The organism is Ekhidna sp. (genome assembly GCF_963691765.1).
In the GTDB taxonomy this organism is placed as follows: domain Bacteria; phylum Bacteroidota; class Bacteroidia; order Cytophagales; family Cyclobacteriaceae; genus Ekhidna.
This window is the reverse complement of the sequence record NZ_OY829375.1, coordinates 450453-464813: the sequence shown is the minus strand read 5'-3', so window position 1 is coordinate 464813 and position 14361 is coordinate 450453. Positions and strand designations below refer to the sequence as shown.

The following is a 14361-nucleotide window of genomic DNA, read 5'->3' as shown; positions in this document are numbered from 1 at the left end:
TAATGGCTCAAAATTATTTTTCTCTCTAGCTCAATTTTTGAGTTTTTGTAGACATTTAGTTGATATGCAGCTTCAGGTTATAATTTTTCGGGCAAATGGTAAATAGGTACGGGTTCTTCCTTTAATTCTAAGACTCTAAATTTCTTGAAGTCTTCCCTTCGCATTCGGTACGCATTCATGGCAGCCTTACCTAACTTATTTGTGAGTTTGTGATTGACCAGAGCACCTGCGATGGCACCTACTCCAGGTATCAATTGCAGCAGTTTGGCCAGATCGATATAATCTCGATATTCAAGCTGAAAAGTACGCCAGTCAAAGGTGTTAAAATCATCGGGGAGTTGTTCTTTTATCAACTCCCAACTTTCCATTTTTTCAAAAATCTCATTTCTTCTTTGTTGGCTTGAAAAAGTAAGTTGAAAGATGTGTAAGATGTACAACCGCTCTTTATAGTCCTTGGTGTCATATCCATATCTCGAAGCTATTTCGAATAGCATTTTCATTTTAAGAGTCAACCACAGAGGGAAATCAGCTAGACTGAGTAAAAAACCGCCAAATCCCGTAGCGGCTCCCTCTACAGCTGCTGAGGAAGAGTAGAAGTTAATTCGCTCTTTCACCTTGGTCTCTATCTCTTCTAGTGGGCCTATTTCTTTTCTTGACCGAGTAGTAAATCCTGATCCAAAAATTACTGCACGCGTTATTTCCTTGATTGCCTTAGTAATCGCGTTGTGTACTTTTTCGGGGATTATGTTATTAACTTTTTTCTGAACTGATTTCGTTGTCCGATTCCAGAAAGTAGGACTTTTACGCATGGCAGATTGCCATTCTTGCAATTCTTGGGTGACCAGAAAATGATATACAGAATTTGGGTCGGATGAAGACATTAAAGTCTGTATACGGTTAGATCCAGTTAATGATTTAGAATTATTCAAAGAGTATACAATTGGCTATTTAATGCTTTACGTTTTGTTATGTTTGAACTTCAATGAAACACTCACTATTTCTTCTTCTTTTTCTTGTATTTACTTCGGTTTCCGGTCAAATAGCGGACGCTTTTCTACACGTTTATTCATCTAGCGATAAGGTGATGAAAGGTGACTATACTGTTGTTACTGTATCTGTGATGGTGAATGAATCTAATCGAGTCTCGATGAGATTTTATAATCTCGCAAGTCAGATAATGGATTTGAATAAGACCATTCAGAATACTGTTACTTTTTATGGGAATAGTACAATCACAAATGTTGAGGGAGTTGAAATAACTTATAACGACGAAAACTATACGGAGTATAAGATATTAGAATATGCAATTTGTCCAGATTCTAGTCTAGCAATCTCGCCTCAAGGATTGGAGATGCTCACGTTTCCTGACTCAAGCATCCTTACTCTTAATAGTCAAGAGCTCAAAATCGATGTAGATAATTCTCAAGACGCAGACTTAATTGGTGACTTTAAGTTAGAAGTCCTTTCTGCAGACTTAAAATCTAATACTGGTGAAACTTCCATCGTTGAATACGAGCTTTTAGGATTCGGCAACCTCTATCCATTTCTACCAAAGACTATAGATAATGAATATATGTATTCGAAAACGACGATGATGGCTTTTGAAGATTCATTATTCAGCAATGGAAATTATAGAAATATCAAAAGGTTCAAAACTGAAGTATTTCATAAGAAGAAAGGAAGAGTTGATCTTAGTGATTTTTTTAGCATAAGTACTTATTCTCCAAAGCTAAATAGGTCCTATGGGATCAATTTGCCCATTGAATTCAGCATTCAAGGTGAAGAGCAAGAACGAAATGTAGCAGAGCGCGAAAGTAATTTTGTTGTTTTATTGGATAATTCTGAATCAATGGAGATTCAAGATTATGTCCCCAATCGATTTGCAGCAGCAAGTGAACTGGCAAATACACTACTCGAGAAAAATTCCAATTCGTTTTATTTGGTATCTGGTCAGCCAATAAAGATTAATGAGAATACTGCAGTAGATAGTCTTTTATATCATAGAAAATATCGTGGCACATCTATCGGAAATGCTATCTGGCAAGCGGTGGATGACATTAAAGATATTTCAGGCAAAAAGGGCATTGTTCTTATCACAGATGGAGATGCAACAAGCGGTAATGTAACTGCACATACTGCCGCGATGCGAGCTAAAGAACATGGCATAAAGCTCTATGTGGTAGGAGTAGGTACTACTGGTCCCGCACCATACGGGACAGATTTTTTTGGTAATACCAGATACATTGAAGACACTTTCGATGATGCTTCATTAAAGGAGATCGCAGAGTTAAGCGGCGGAAAATACTATTATTTGCTTTGGTTGGATTATAAGGAAATGGCCAAGTTTATAAAGATTTTAATCTTAAATGAATTGAAATGATTGCAAGGATATGGCATGGAAGAACGAGTGTTAAAGATTATGAAGCATATACCCAGTTTATGCAAGCAAGGGCCATTCCAGACTACAGGAATACAATAGGATTTGTGAAACTGAGTTTTTTAAGAATGATTGAAGGCGACATAGCGCACTTTAAACTCATTACTTACTGGGAAAATATGGAGGTGATTAAAAACTTTGCAGGAGATGATTTTAGCAAGGCCAAATATTACCCGGAAGATGAGTCGTTTTTACTTGAGTTTGAAGAGCGAGTACAGCATTATGAAGTGTTTGCAGAATAGCTTTTTTACGATTTTTCTTATAAGCCTGAGTTCGGCTGCCCAAGCACAAAATGATGGATTGGTAAAACGAGTATGGAATTCAGTATTTAATGATACTACTTCAATTGAGCAGCCTAAGTTTATTGCTTATCCTACAATTGCCTTTGCCCCTGAAACACAATGGGAGTTTGGTGTGAGTGCAGTATATGTTTATTATGCCAATAAAGACATCACCAATAGGCTAAGCGAGATCACTGGCTTTTCATTCATAACTCTTGAGAAGCAATATGGTCTTTGGATGGATCATGCAATTTATAGTGATAAAAGCCTATGGTTTTTCTTGGGAAGAATTAGACTGCAGCAGTTTCCATTGCTCTATTTTGGTACTGGGATAGATATCGATGGAGAAGAACTTGCCCAAATTGATGCGGGAAGTATCAGTATTAGGGAGCGGATACTGCGGAGGGTCAAGGGAAGTTTGTATTTAGGTTTTGAAACAGATTTTCATCGACTTTCCAGTGTTAAGTTCAATAGAATTGCAACTGAACCTTTTAACGAGCCACCTGGAATTAGGAAGTTAACAAATATAGGTCTGGGTCTAGGGTTAGTATACGACGATCGTCATAATGTGCTCAATGTAAGAGAAGGATTTTTTGGTGAAATGGGATTCTTAAGATATGATGACAGTTGGGGCAGCGACTTTGAATTCACGTCTTACTTCTTTGATGCAAGATATTATTTACCAACTACTAAATCTCAGGTTTTAGCATCTCAACTCTTTTTCTCAGATGTACGTGGTACTGCACCTTTCTCGCAGCTTTCGTTGATGGGAGGGGAGTCTTTGATGAGAGGATATTATTTAGGACGATATAGGGATAATACACTTCTGGCTGCTCAAACTGAATATCGGTTTTTGCCCTTTCCATTTAGCGAACGCTGGGGTGCAGCTGCCTTTGTAGGTGTAGGTACAGTCAGCGATGGCGTACCAAATTTAGATTTTAGTAAGCTGAAAGTTGCTGGAGGAACTGGGGTGAGATTTTTGATTTTTAAGAGTAAAGACATCTTCACTCGCTTCGATGTGGCTTTTTCGGAAGATGGCTTGGGATACTACTTCTTTATTGGCGAAGCTTTTTAGCAGATTGGCGGAACGAAGCGGGGAAAGGCTCCGTCCCGCATAACAATCAACCCATCTCTACTAGTTCGTAACCGACGCCTGATTCAAATTCATCGGTCTCTACTTCTTGATAGTAATTATCGTTCCATACATAGTATTCAGTGCCATCTATTTCTTCCACATCATAACCTTCGGGGATGCCATCTACTAGAGCACCGGTGGGAGCCTCTGCAACTTCGTATTCATCACCGGATTTTATGTAGTAGGTACCGTAGTAATAGTAGTAAGCGCCTCTAGGAACAACTACTTTCACATGGTTTGCAGGTATAGATTTGATTCTAACACCTCTTACAGGTCTTACTACTACAAACTTATTTCCTGTCGGTCGATAGAAAATCCCCTTATGATAATGGTAGACTACATTTGATCAGCGAACTATCACAGATCCTTTTGGGACTACAGTTACATTTGCACCATATCTCGACAATGATGCGTATCTAACATGAGCTCTTCTGCGAACTCTTCTACGTGCGGTTCTCCTTACTTTTCTTTTTGCCTTACGGCGTTTCACTACTCTTTCCTTTTTTGTGTTTTGTGCTTCTGCCTGTGGTTGAAACATCGGTGCTGCCATCAAAATGGAAAGAAAAATCAGTATATAAATTCGTTTCATAATTTGACTATTTCCCCTTTTGACAGTTTTTAAGAACAATGGTTTAATCGAAAAATATTTTCTTCTTTGAATTTTTCTTAAGAAATTAAGAATGCCATCTACCTAACCAAATGAGTGAGAATAGTCAAAATCTTGATGCTGCCATCTACATGGAGGCCTTCCGTGTAAGCCCCCAAGGGATAAGTCTTATTAGTCAAAAGGGTATTTATTTAGATGTAAATCAGAATTTCGCTGAATTGCTCGGGTATGAATCTAAAGATGATCTCGTAGGAAAATCTATACAAGAGGTGACTCATCCTGATGATTTTGAGATGGATCGACAGATGACCGAGAAGATTTTTTCAGGAGACATCAATACGTTTGAATTAGATAAACGATTCATAAAAAAGAATGGAGATGTTACTTGGTTGAAGCTGCATGCAAGCACCTTTCAAGGAGAATTTGGAATTGGAATATTAGAGCCTATAAGTGAGCGTACCAAACTTGAAACCAGGATAGCTCGACTCAAAAAAGACCTTGACCAATTTATTTATCGAGTTTCTCACGATATCAGATCCCCTGTAGTAAATATCCTTGGATTGATGTCTTTAGATTTTGAAAGTAGGGATGAGGTGAACATGATGGACCAGGTTAAAAAAAATGCCAAACGACTGGATCACATAATTAGCGAAATTGCTGATTATGATCATAACAGAAAATTCCCGGTAAAAGCCGAACATGTAAACCTGAATGAATTAATAGAAGAGATATGCAACGATGTGTTGCGCGAGAAAACGGAAGAAAAACGTATTCAAATTCAGCAAAAGATAAGTCACTACAATGGAGTGACAGTAGATCATTCCAGACTCAATATTGTACTTAAAAACCTCATTGCTAATTCACTTTCATTTGGCAAAGAAGATGGCCATACCATCGTAGCGGCAGATGTGGTGGATTCCGAGTTAATACTGAAAATAAGCGATGATGGAGTTGGTATCAGGAAAGATATCCAAGCCAAAATCTACGATATGTTTTATCGTGGAAGTAACATTAGCGAGGGTGCTGGATTAGGACTATTCATTGTAAAAGACATTCTTAAGGAGATAAATGGACAGATTTCCTTTACTTCAGAAGAGGGCTCTGGGACTGAGTTTGTAGTAAGAATCCCAATAAATCAGTCTACTAAAAACTAATTCGTTTTTTTTGCGGTTGTATCCCTTTCAAGATTTTAAAATTCATTTTATGATTAATAGAGTTATACTCCTCACGTTAATAGTTTTTGCTTTTCTTTCTCCCAACTTATCTCATGCTCAAGTGGATGAAGATGAACTCGGTGGTTGGTATATGTACTTTTTCAACACAACCTTTAACGATGGTCCATGGGGTGTGCAAGGAGATGTGCAATATCGAAATTGGAATGTTGCTGGTGATCTTGAACAACTACTGCTAAGGGGTGGAATTACCTATAAGCCAGAAGATGCGAACATTAAGTTCACTCTGGGTTATGGTAACATTACTACTGGGACCCCAGGGGATGATAATTCAACTACTTCTGAAAGTAGGATTTATCAAGAAGCACTTTTCCCAGTAAGATTTGGAAATCGCTTTCATACAAATCACAGGTTTCGGTATGAGCAGCGCTTTGTGGAAGGACAAGATTTTCGAACGCGCTATCGATACAATTTATTCTTAAATGTTCCATTAAATGAAGTGGAGTTTGTAAAGGGAACGTTCTACCTATCATTTTACAACGAGCTTTTCATAAATGGGCAGCAAGACACAGGTGATGGACAGACAGTAGAAGTATTTGACAGGAATCGTTTTTACTCAGCTGTTGGTTTGGTGATTCGTGAAGGTTTAAGAACTCAAGTTGGATTTATGCGTCAGTCTACCAACAACTGGAATAAAAATCAATTGCAGTTTAGTCTACACCATACCTTTTGAAGAAGGGACATAAAAAAACCATCCCGGCTTTCCGGGATGGCATAATAACTACCTAAAGTATAACCTAGTATGTTTAACCTAATATTTACTAGAAAGGAATAGTTATTAACACGTTATATTTTAAGCTGGTCCGCTGATATTGAGGTCGAATGTGATGTCAATGTCAGTACCACCATCTTCTGAAGATGAGTCAGCATCTTTGATTCCAGGTTGGTGTTTAAGTATAACTCTGAATTCACCTGTAGATGTAGTTTCTCCACCAGTAGTCCAGTTTGTATCAAGACCTACAGGTAGCATATTATCATCTTCGTCATTATAGTTCACTTCATCCGCTGCATTGTCGATGTTGCCATCACCAGTTGGATCAGAGAAGATATCAGTAGTAAAGGCAAAGAAGAACTGATGCTCATCATCCTCTTCTAAAATTTCAGCAGTCACATCCTCATCTTCAGCACCCAATGTGTTAGCTAAAGTGATGGTTAGATCATACTCAGTATTCGCATCCAACTCGATAGCATCGATGGTTGGTTCACCAACTCCTTCGCCATCAGCATCAAACCAAGTAGCTGTGATAGCGTCTCCGCCACCTGTAGGAGTGAATGTTAGCACTACTTCGCTTATTACTTCTTCTTCTTCGTTCGGATCTTCTTCGATGTTAAGCGCGAAGGTGATATCAATATCAGTTCCTCCTACTGTTGCATCTGAAGTAGCAGTCTTTAGATCAGGTTGGTGTTTTAGTATAACAGAGAATTCTCCTGCAGATTCTGTGTGAGCTCCAGCAGTCCATAATGTAGTAAGACCAACTGGCAATCCGTTTTCGTCCATGTCATCATACCTCAAATCATCTGACGCATTGTCTCTGTTACCATTTCCTTCAGGATCTGAGAAAATATTGTTTGTAAAACCGAAGAAAAACTGATGTTCATTATCTTCAGCAAGTATTTCAGCTGTAACATCCTCGTCAGTAGCACCAAGTGTGTTAGTAAGAGTGATAGTTAGTCTGTATTCCTCACCTTCTATCAAATCAATTTCATCAATAGTAGGAGTCCCAGTCCCTTCGCCATCTGCGTCAAACCACGTAGCAGTGATTGCATCTCCACCACCTGTAGGAGTGAATGTCAGATTCACTTCATTTATTACTTCTTCTTCTTCTTCATCATCGTCATCATTCATGGCTGTATCATCATCTGAACAGCTAACCATAACGCTCATGCTCAACAATAGCATAAGAAAGAATATTGATTTGTTCGTTTTCATGTTGTTATTATTAGTTCTGATTATTTGCACCTCCCCGTAAGTAAGAAGGAATGCAATACTATTGCAGATATGCTTAATTTGCAACAGTATTGCATTTTAAAATTTGTATTGAAACGCAACAGAAACGTTTCTTCCTGGGGCATCCGCAAAATATCTAAGCCTGTTTGTATAAATGCGATAGGAGGTGTTCAGGATATTGTTTGATTTAATAATAGCTTTCCAATTATTATGACCATATGAGACGCTGCCACCCAATAAAAAATAATCGTTTGGAGGAGCCATAAAATCGAATATTTCATCGCGGTTGATCTCAACCTCACTGTTGCCAAAATCACCTGGTTCAATAACTGATGGTTCATGCCATTGTCTGGCAGTATAGCTAAGATTTAATCCGTAACCCCAATTTCCTCTTTTATAATCAAGCATGTAGTAAACATTTAGAGGAGGAACTTCAATTAATGCCTGTTGATCTTCAGTACCAATGGCATACACATATGATATTTTCATTTCTGAAGTCAGCTTATCTGAATGATTGAACTGAATGTCCCAGTCACTTCCTGCGAAGAATGCATCGGTTTGATCGTATAGGAAGTATGGGAATGTGCCAGCAATATTGGTAGTGATACCGTACGGTCTCAGAAAGATATAGTTCTTGATTTGATTAGCATAGAATATGAATTCTGCATTGACTTTTGACTTCCTTAATTCGATTCCACCAACCCATTTAATCCCTTTCTCTGTAGGTACAGGTCTATCATCTTCATCGAGTACACTGTTGGTAGGCGTTGCAATTTGAGGCTCAAGCTCGTAGCGCCATAATCCAAATTGAATTCTGGAGTGGTGGTAGCCAAAGGAGTAAAGCTCGGCTACATTGGGTGGGCGCCAGGCAGATCCAATGTTCGAAAATATGGTAAGCTTATCATTTAATCTTTTCTTAAAGCCAAGTGTAAAGGTGGCATTTGCATAATCTACTTCATTATCATAAATGAAGATTTCCCTTACCGTATCAGCAACACTCAATTTTTGATAGTCAAATCGAGCACCCAATTCAAAAGTGGTATTATCGAAGTTGAGCGATTGAACGGTGAACGCACCTATATTGAGTACATCATAGTCTGGGACAAAATTTATGGGATTAGATCCCGGCTTGTTGACACTGTGGTGAGTGAACAATTGGATTCCAGAGCTTCCATTCCACCTTCCTTTTTCTGGCTGTATCCACTCTGTTTCAAAATTGTGTGATTGAAGCCTAAGGTCGATTACCGGTCGTTCGTTTAATATTCCTCTTCGTATATCAAATTCTTTGCGATCATTGTCTTGATAAGCATACGATACGTTGAATACATGCTGGCCAAGGAATAAAGATAAATCTGACTTAATAAGACCATGCCTTGTATCTTGCCTCGGATTTTGAATTTCATAGGTAGATGGAAAAGTAGGATTAGGTTCTCCTCTGTCTATCGCATTTTGTAAATCATTTAGATTTCCTACAATGGAGCCTCTTAAGATTCCGATTTTCTGTTGGAAGTAGCTACCCGATAATTGAAGGTCAAATTTTTCCTGATGTAATAGTGTGTTGAAATTTCCTCCATATTCTTGTTTGCTGGTGTTTGATAAAACATAATCCGGTGCTTCTAAATCGCCTTGATAAACACCAAAACCACCAACATTCCATGCAAAGTGTTTGAACCCTTGTCCCAGATTCACCTTACTGTTGATTGATTGACCATTGGTTTGAAAGGCTGAGCCAATGGTACCATTTAGATCTTCTTCAAACTTAGGCCGCTTAGAGTTATAGAGAATAACTCCTCCCAAGGCATCGGGACCGTACTTGACAGTGGCAGCTCCTTTTACGACTTGAATTTGATCAACATTGGAAGGGTCAATTTCTGGAGCATGCTCTTCGCCCCAAACCTGATATGCGTGTCTAACGCCATTATTGACAACTAATACTCTATTGGAGTGTAGCCCGTGCAGTATTGGTTTGGAAATGTTGGTGCCGGTTTTAAGAAGAGACACACCGCTAATCTCATTCGTTAGTTCTCCGATGTTGGAAGTAACGGCAGATAATTGACTTATATCCTTTTTTTGAATGGCAATCGATTGAATTTCTCCTTGTTTGATTTCTTCTACTACTACACTTTCCAGGATAGTTTCATTTGCAGCCATTTTAATCGTTGGATTCGTATGATGAGCATCATGATGATGGACGATTGTTTTATAACCCAAGAAACGCACTTCAAGATCAATTTCACCATCGCAAATATTAGTGAGTTTAAACTCACCATTTTCATTTGCAGTAGTGCCATTGGCGGTATTGAGAATTTGTACGGTTGCGAAAGGCAGTGGCTCACCTGAGTCAATATCCATTACAACACCTGAAACGATCCCATCACATTGGTTAGGCTGGGCGATTACTGATAGATGGATACAAAGTACCAGTAATAGAAAGAGGATATTTTTCATGTTTAAGCGCACTTTGCACAAATACCGTCAACGATCATGTTGACAGTCTCAACTTGATATCCTTTTGGGATAGAAACGGCTGGTACCTCTTTATCATCCAAGCACTCTATTTGACCGCAACTGTTGCATTTAAAATGAATGTGGTTGTGATCATGATGATCGGGAGAACATGTTTCATGACATAGCCCATAAGTAGCTACTCCGGTTGCGTTTGGTATTTTGTGGAGAATACCTGAATCAAGAAAACTATTGAGTGTTCGATACAAAGTCACTCGATCGTATTGCTTGAACTTTTGCTCTAAGTCTCCTTGAGACAGTGCCTTTTTCACTCCTAAAAAATAGTCAACCACATCTTTTCTGCAGTCCGTAATTCTTAAGTTGTGAGACTTGAGTATCTGCTCGTTCCGATCTTGATTTTGCATGCAACAAAATTACATAAATGCAACTTAATTGCATAATTGAATTTTTACTTGTTTTGAATTAAGAATTTCTTCTCTCGTGGAGTCGCTTTTCTAAAATCGAAATGGAGTCTTTTTTCGTCAACAGGAAATGTAATTCTGTGGTATTACTTAAGTAATCCTACTTGTTTGAAGAGAATTTTACCATTAAATCTTTCGCCTGGGTAGATGATCTTCCGTTTGAATAATTCAGCTGGTAAGTAATTCAATTCTGTAGCAGCAGTTTCACTATTTGTTAAAGCTACGTCCGCAAGTATGTCTGTTGCAATCAGGGTACTTCCAGTCAACAGATCACGCTTTTCTGATTTACGTTGATCATCATTCGTCCAATGGAATTTTCTGTTATCCTTATTGTCTTTTACGGCATCCATTGTACTCACTGCAGCGCCGACCAGAAATAGAAAGAAAGCTGTTGCTTGAGCTTTATTCCTTTTCGCCTTGAAAAACTGATTGATTTGAGAGGGAGTCATTACAGCTGTTACCTCACTAAATATTTCTTTGTCGGGTTTGGTGGAGTGACTGTATAAACTTGCGTATTTGTTGATCTTTTCAATATCGATGAAGAGCGGTTGGCTGCTTAAGTTTTCTACTTCAAGCATGAAAACAGAGTGATCGTTTTTTACCTCTAGATTGGTAATCGCTATCGTAATTGAATCTAACTCGATATATGCTTCTTGATTATTTTTTTCAATTGAATAATCATATGGAACCAATCGGTCAGGAAGGCAACTGAAACACAAAAGAGATAATACTGCTATCAAATATTTCATGATAGCAGAATTACAATTATGAGGCCAACTTTAATCTAAAACGATAATTACTCCCATCTAAGGGAATCAACCGGATTGTTTTTAGAAATCTTTCCTGTCTGGAAACCGATAGTTATTACTGATATAAGTACCAATAGAAATGAAGCAATCAGTATCAGACCAATTCCAATGTTTATGGAATAAGCGAAACCTGCCTTCCATTCTAAAAGCGCATAGTAGCTAACAGGAGCTCCCACAATAACAGCGATTATAACAAGCAAAAGAAACTCTTTGCTCAAAAGAGCCAATAGTTGACCTAGATTGGCTCCTAGCACTTTTCTAATGCCTATTTCTTTGGTTTTTCTGATGAGGGTTATCATCACCAAACCATACAGCCCTAGTACAGCAATTATGATTGAAAGTATGGCGAAGACATTCGAAACGCGACTGATTTTAACATCTTCGTCATACAGTCTACCAATTTCATCTTCCAGGAAATAGTAGTCAAAGTAGTTGCCAGGGAAGTATGAATCGTATCTTTTTTCTATGGCTTCCACCATAGCTGGCGTTACTGTAGAAGTCAGCTTAATTGAAAAATAACTACCCGTATCATAGAATGGGAGTAAGAATATAGGTTCAATTTTTTGGTGAAGAGATTGCTGGTGAAAATCTTTAATCACTCCAATTATCGTCCAGTCTCTACCGTAAAAAGTAACTGACTTGCCAACTGCTTCTTCAGCAGACTTAAATTTTAATAATGAAAGTGCTGATTCATTTATTACAAAGTTTTTTATATCACTTCCATTAATGTGATGATCTGTAAGTTCAAAATCTCTTCCCGACAAAAACTCAACATTGTACAGTTCAGAAAAGTCATGGTCTACATTGATGAAGTTAGCTGTAAGGTTGCTTACCTCAGGGTTAGCTTCAGAAGTTATCCTGAATATTCTCCCCATGTTTGATCCAGGCACTCTATTCGATATTGTTGCGGTTTCTACTCCGGATAAAGTACTCAAATCTTTCTTGAATTGATCGATCTTATTTATAAATGTACTGTCCCAATTGGTCATTACCGGTCCGTATACCACCATGGTATCATTCACATCAACACCAAGGTCTTGATTGACCATAAATTCTATTTGTTTAGCAATGGCTATGGTTCCTGTAATCAGAATTACTGCAATCGAAAATTGAAATATCACCATCCCTTTTCTCAACCAGGCTATTTCACCCTTCAACTTGAAGCTTCCTTTGAGTACATCTTGTGTGCTAAATCTTGTTACTAAAAGGGCAGGGTATAATGCTACTAGAGCCATAGAAACCAGGAAAATCCCAATCAAGAATAATGGAAAAGGCATACCCCAAATCTTGGCAAATAAGATAATCGAGATACTTAGGTCCAATCCAGTGAGACTGTTAAATACTGGTTGTAAGAGTATTGCTAGTCCAATGGACACAATAAGTGCAATCACATTTAGAAGCAGTGTTTCAGTGAATGATTGTCGGATAATCTGACCTTTGAGTGCTCCGACAAACTTCCTAATTCCAACTTCTTTGGCGCGTTGAATAGCCCTGCTGGTATTCAAATTGATATAGTTGATCCATGCAATACCGATAATGAAAATTGCAATAAACATCATCATCCAGACTGTCTTGCCGTTGGTTACGAATCCGATTTCATATTCCATTGTATCGTCCAGGTGGATCTCTTTCAATGGTTGTAAGAAGAAGTGTTCCTCTGCGCCGGAGACTTCACCATCCTTAAAGTATTGCTTTCCGAAATCGTTGATTTTTGAATTTAAAGTTTCTATGCTAGCACCTTCTTTTAGCTTGATGTAGTGATAGAAATCTGACCATTCCCAGCTATTATCCGCTCCTTCACCTACGATCGCTACAAATGATTTGTATGAGGTAATAAAATCAAATTGCAGATGCGAATTTTTCGGCAGATCTTCCATTATTCCCGTGATCATAAATGGGGTAGGATAGTTGAAATAAATGGGCTTACCTACAAGCGAAGTAACATCTTCACCGTTCTTAATCAACTTCTTTGCAAAGCGTTCAGTCAATACCATTTTAAAAGCTGCGTCCAAACAGTTTTGCCTGTCACCTTCTATGAATTTGTAATCAAAGAATGAATGGAAATTTTGATCAGCTATCAGGTAATCACCGGTTCTATAGATATCATCATCAAAACTGATGAAGTTAGACCCACTGTAGGTCATACGTGTGAACGATTCAATCTCAGGAAAATCTTTGATCATTGTAGGTCCAATAGTTGGGTAGGTAATAGGACCTAATTGCACAGTTTCGCCATTTTGACGTCTATCGTTAATTACACGGTAGATGCGATTGACGTCTTCATTAAAATCATCGAAGCTGGTTTCAAATAAAACGTATTGAAACATGAGCAATGAGACGGTCATTCCTGCTATCAATCCGAATAAGTTGATTGCGGTGAATGTTCTGTTACGTTTTAAGTCTCTGAAGGAGACCTTCAGGTAGTTTTGGATTAGTGCCATATTATTGAGAGTTTTTGAGTTTTGCCTTTTTCTTAGTCTGTGATATCGTAGAAATGCCAGTGCGTTCATGAAGTAATTGATGCGAGCTTTCTTTTTCCCCTTTTTCTCTAAGTCCATTAGAAAAAGTTCCATTAAGTCACCTTCAATAGATTCCCACAATGCAGGGTTGCAGCATTTGGATAGCAATGACGTCAATATTTTTGGTGGTTGTACTTTCATTCAAATGCCACTTTTGGAATACCTGACCATAGGTCTTCGCGCATGGATCTTGATGTTTTTAGTGCTGCTTGTCCAGCTTTAGTCACCCGAAATAGTAGTTTTCTTTTGCCGCCGCGTTCAGGTGATGGATCACTGTACCGGGATTCTAAGTAGTCCTTTTCGCTTAGTCTTTGAAGTACATTATGCACCGTGCTGATCGTGATTGTTCGATTGCATTTCTCTTCAATCTCATGCTTGATTAGAATACCGTAGGCATTATCAAACAGGTTAGCTACTACTAATAATACAATCTCTTCTAATTCTCCTAGGTTTGTTCCTTTCATCG

13 protein-coding genes and 1 pseudogene are annotated in these 14361 nt (G+C 38.3%); 5 read left to right on the top strand and 9 right to left on the bottom strand.

Annotated features, from left to right (window positions below; genetic code table 11):
• Nucleotides 1–77 precede the first annotated feature (77 nt).
• A complete protein-coding gene (locus tag ACY650_RS02220) occupies nt 78–881 on the bottom strand; it encodes an EcsC family protein (protein ID WP_462251294.1) in 804 nt (267 codons plus the stop codon).
• 101 nt (nt 882–982) lie between these two features.
• Here ACY650_RS02220 and ACY650_RS02215 point away from each other — a divergent pair, with 101 nt between their 5' ends.
• The 3 genes from ACY650_RS02215 to ACY650_RS02205 are packed head-to-tail and all read left to right on the top strand — an operon-like array spanning nt 983 to nt 3793.
• Nucleotides 983–2380: a vWA domain-containing protein gene (locus ACY650_RS02215; protein ID WP_462251292.1), complete on the top strand. Its 1398-nt coding sequence runs from the start codon at nt 983–985 to the stop codon at nt 2378–2380.
• Entirely contained in the window at nt 2377–2679 is a 303-nt protein-coding gene (locus ACY650_RS02210) for an antibiotic biosynthesis monooxygenase (RefSeq protein WP_462251290.1), read from the top strand. Before ACY650_RS02215 ends, ACY650_RS02210 begins: the two co-directional genes overlap by 4 nt.
• Nucleotides 2660–3793: a BamA/TamA family outer membrane protein gene (locus ACY650_RS02205; protein WP_462251288.1), complete on the top strand. Its 1134-nt coding sequence runs from the start codon at nt 2660–2662 to the stop codon at nt 3791–3793. The genes ACY650_RS02210 and ACY650_RS02205 overlap by 20 nt, the downstream gene beginning before the upstream one ends.
• 46 nt (nt 3794–3839) lie before the next feature.
• Here the strand turns inward: ACY650_RS02205 and ACY650_RS02200 are convergent.
• Nucleotides 3840–4181: pseudogene (locus ACY650_RS02200) on the bottom strand (DUF6515 family protein); the annotation flags it as partial.
• 18 nt (nt 4182–4199) lie between these two features.
• A complete protein-coding gene (locus ACY650_RS02195; protein ID WP_462251286.1) occupies nt 4200–4442 on the bottom strand; it encodes a hypothetical protein in 243 nt (80 codons plus the stop codon).
• A 110-nt stretch (nt 4443–4552) separates the two neighbouring features.
• Between ACY650_RS02195 and ACY650_RS02190 the strand changes: the two genes are divergently transcribed.
• The gene (locus ACY650_RS02190; protein WP_462251284.1) at nt 4553–5614 is read left to right on the top strand and encodes a sensor histidine kinase; all 1062 of its coding nucleotides are present in this window, start codon (nt 4553–4555) and stop codon (nt 5612–5614) included.
• Between the two features lie 49 nt (nt 5615–5663).
• The gene (locus tag ACY650_RS02185) at nt 5664–6365 is read left to right on the top strand and encodes a DUF2490 domain-containing protein (RefSeq protein ID WP_462251282.1); all 702 of its coding nucleotides are present in this window, start codon (nt 5664–5666) and stop codon (nt 6363–6365) included.
• A gap of 120 nt (nt 6366–6485) precedes the next feature.
• Here ACY650_RS02185 and ACY650_RS02180 read toward each other — a convergent pair whose 3' ends face one another.
• The 6 genes from ACY650_RS02180 to ACY650_RS02155 form a co-directional block, all read right to left on the bottom strand.
• A complete protein-coding gene (locus tag ACY650_RS02180) occupies nt 6486–7622 on the bottom strand; it encodes a hypothetical protein (protein ID WP_462251280.1) in 1137 nt (378 codons plus the stop codon).
• A gap of 96 nt (nt 7623–7718) precedes the next feature.
• Entirely contained in the window at nt 7719–10088 is a 2370-nt protein-coding gene (locus ACY650_RS02175) for a TonB-dependent receptor (RefSeq protein ID WP_462251278.1), read from the bottom strand.
• Nucleotides 10089–10090: 2 nt separating this feature from the next.
• Nucleotides 10091–10510: a Fur family transcriptional regulator gene (locus ACY650_RS02170; RefSeq protein ID WP_462251276.1), complete on the bottom strand. Its 420-nt coding sequence runs from the start codon at nt 10508–10510 to the stop codon at nt 10091–10093.
• Between the two features lie 143 nt (nt 10511–10653).
• Nucleotides 10654–11316 (bottom strand): hypothetical protein, encoded by a 663-nt coding sequence (locus ACY650_RS02165; protein ID WP_462251274.1) that lies wholly within the window; start codon nt 11314–11316, stop codon nt 10654–10656.
• Nucleotides 11317–11363: 47 nt separating this feature from the next.
• Nucleotides 11364–14036: an ABC transporter permease gene (locus ACY650_RS02160; protein WP_462251272.1), complete on the bottom strand. Its 2673-nt coding sequence runs from the start codon at nt 14034–14036 to the stop codon at nt 11364–11366.
• Nucleotides 14033–14359, bottom strand: a complete 327-nt coding sequence (locus ACY650_RS02155) for a helix-turn-helix transcriptional regulator (RefSeq protein ID WP_462251270.1) — start codon at nt 14357–14359, stop codon at nt 14033–14035. The genes ACY650_RS02160 and ACY650_RS02155 overlap by 4 nt, the downstream gene beginning before the upstream one ends.
• Between the last annotated feature and the right edge of the window lie 2 nt (nt 14360–14361).

What these genes read in the sequence shown, in the direction of transcription:
- ACY650_RS02160 (WP_462251272.1), bottom strand. Translation starts at nt 14,036, where the DNA reads ATGAAAGTACAACCACCAAAAATATTGACGTCATTGCTATCCAAATGC.
- ACY650_RS02170 (WP_462251276.1), bottom strand. Translation starts at nt 10,510, where the DNA reads ATGCAAAATCAAGATCGGAACGAGCAGATACTCAAGTCTCACAACTTA.
- ACY650_RS02220 (WP_462251294.1), bottom strand. Translation starts at nt 881, where the DNA reads ATGTCTTCATCCGACCCAAATTCTGTATATCATTTTCTGGTCACCCAA.
- ACY650_RS02180 (WP_462251280.1), bottom strand. Translation starts at nt 7,622, where the DNA reads ATGAAAACGAACAAATCAATATTCTTTCTTATGCTATTGTTGAGCATG.
- ACY650_RS02165 (WP_462251274.1), bottom strand. Translation starts at nt 11,316, where the DNA reads ATGAAATATTTGATAGCAGTATTATCTCTTTTGTGTTTCAGTTGCCTT.
- ACY650_RS02190 (WP_462251284.1), top strand. Translation starts at nt 4,553, where the DNA reads ATGAGTGAGAATAGTCAAAATCTTGATGCTGCCATCTACATGGAGGCC.
- ACY650_RS02215 (WP_462251292.1), top strand. Translation starts at nt 983, where the DNA reads ATGAAACACTCACTATTTCTTCTTCTTTTTCTTGTATTTACTTCGGTT.
- ACY650_RS02185 (WP_462251282.1), top strand. Translation starts at nt 5,664, where the DNA reads ATGATTAATAGAGTTATACTCCTCACGTTAATAGTTTTTGCTTTTCTT.
- ACY650_RS02210 (WP_462251290.1), top strand. Translation starts at nt 2,377, where the DNA reads ATGATTGCAAGGATATGGCATGGAAGAACGAGTGTTAAAGATTATGAA.
- ACY650_RS02205 (WP_462251288.1), top strand. Translation starts at nt 2,660, where the DNA reads ATGAAGTGTTTGCAGAATAGCTTTTTTACGATTTTTCTTATAAGCCTG.
- ACY650_RS02175 (WP_462251278.1), bottom strand. Translation starts at nt 10,088, where the DNA reads ATGAAAAATATCCTCTTTCTATTACTGGTACTTTGTATCCATCTATCA.
- ACY650_RS02155 (WP_462251270.1), bottom strand. Translation starts at nt 14,359, where the DNA reads ATGAAAGGAACAAACCTAGGAGAATTAGAAGAGATTGTATTATTAGTA.
- ACY650_RS02195 (WP_462251286.1), bottom strand. Translation starts at nt 4,442, where the DNA reads ATGAAACGAATTTATATACTGATTTTTCTTTCCATTTTGATGGCAGCA.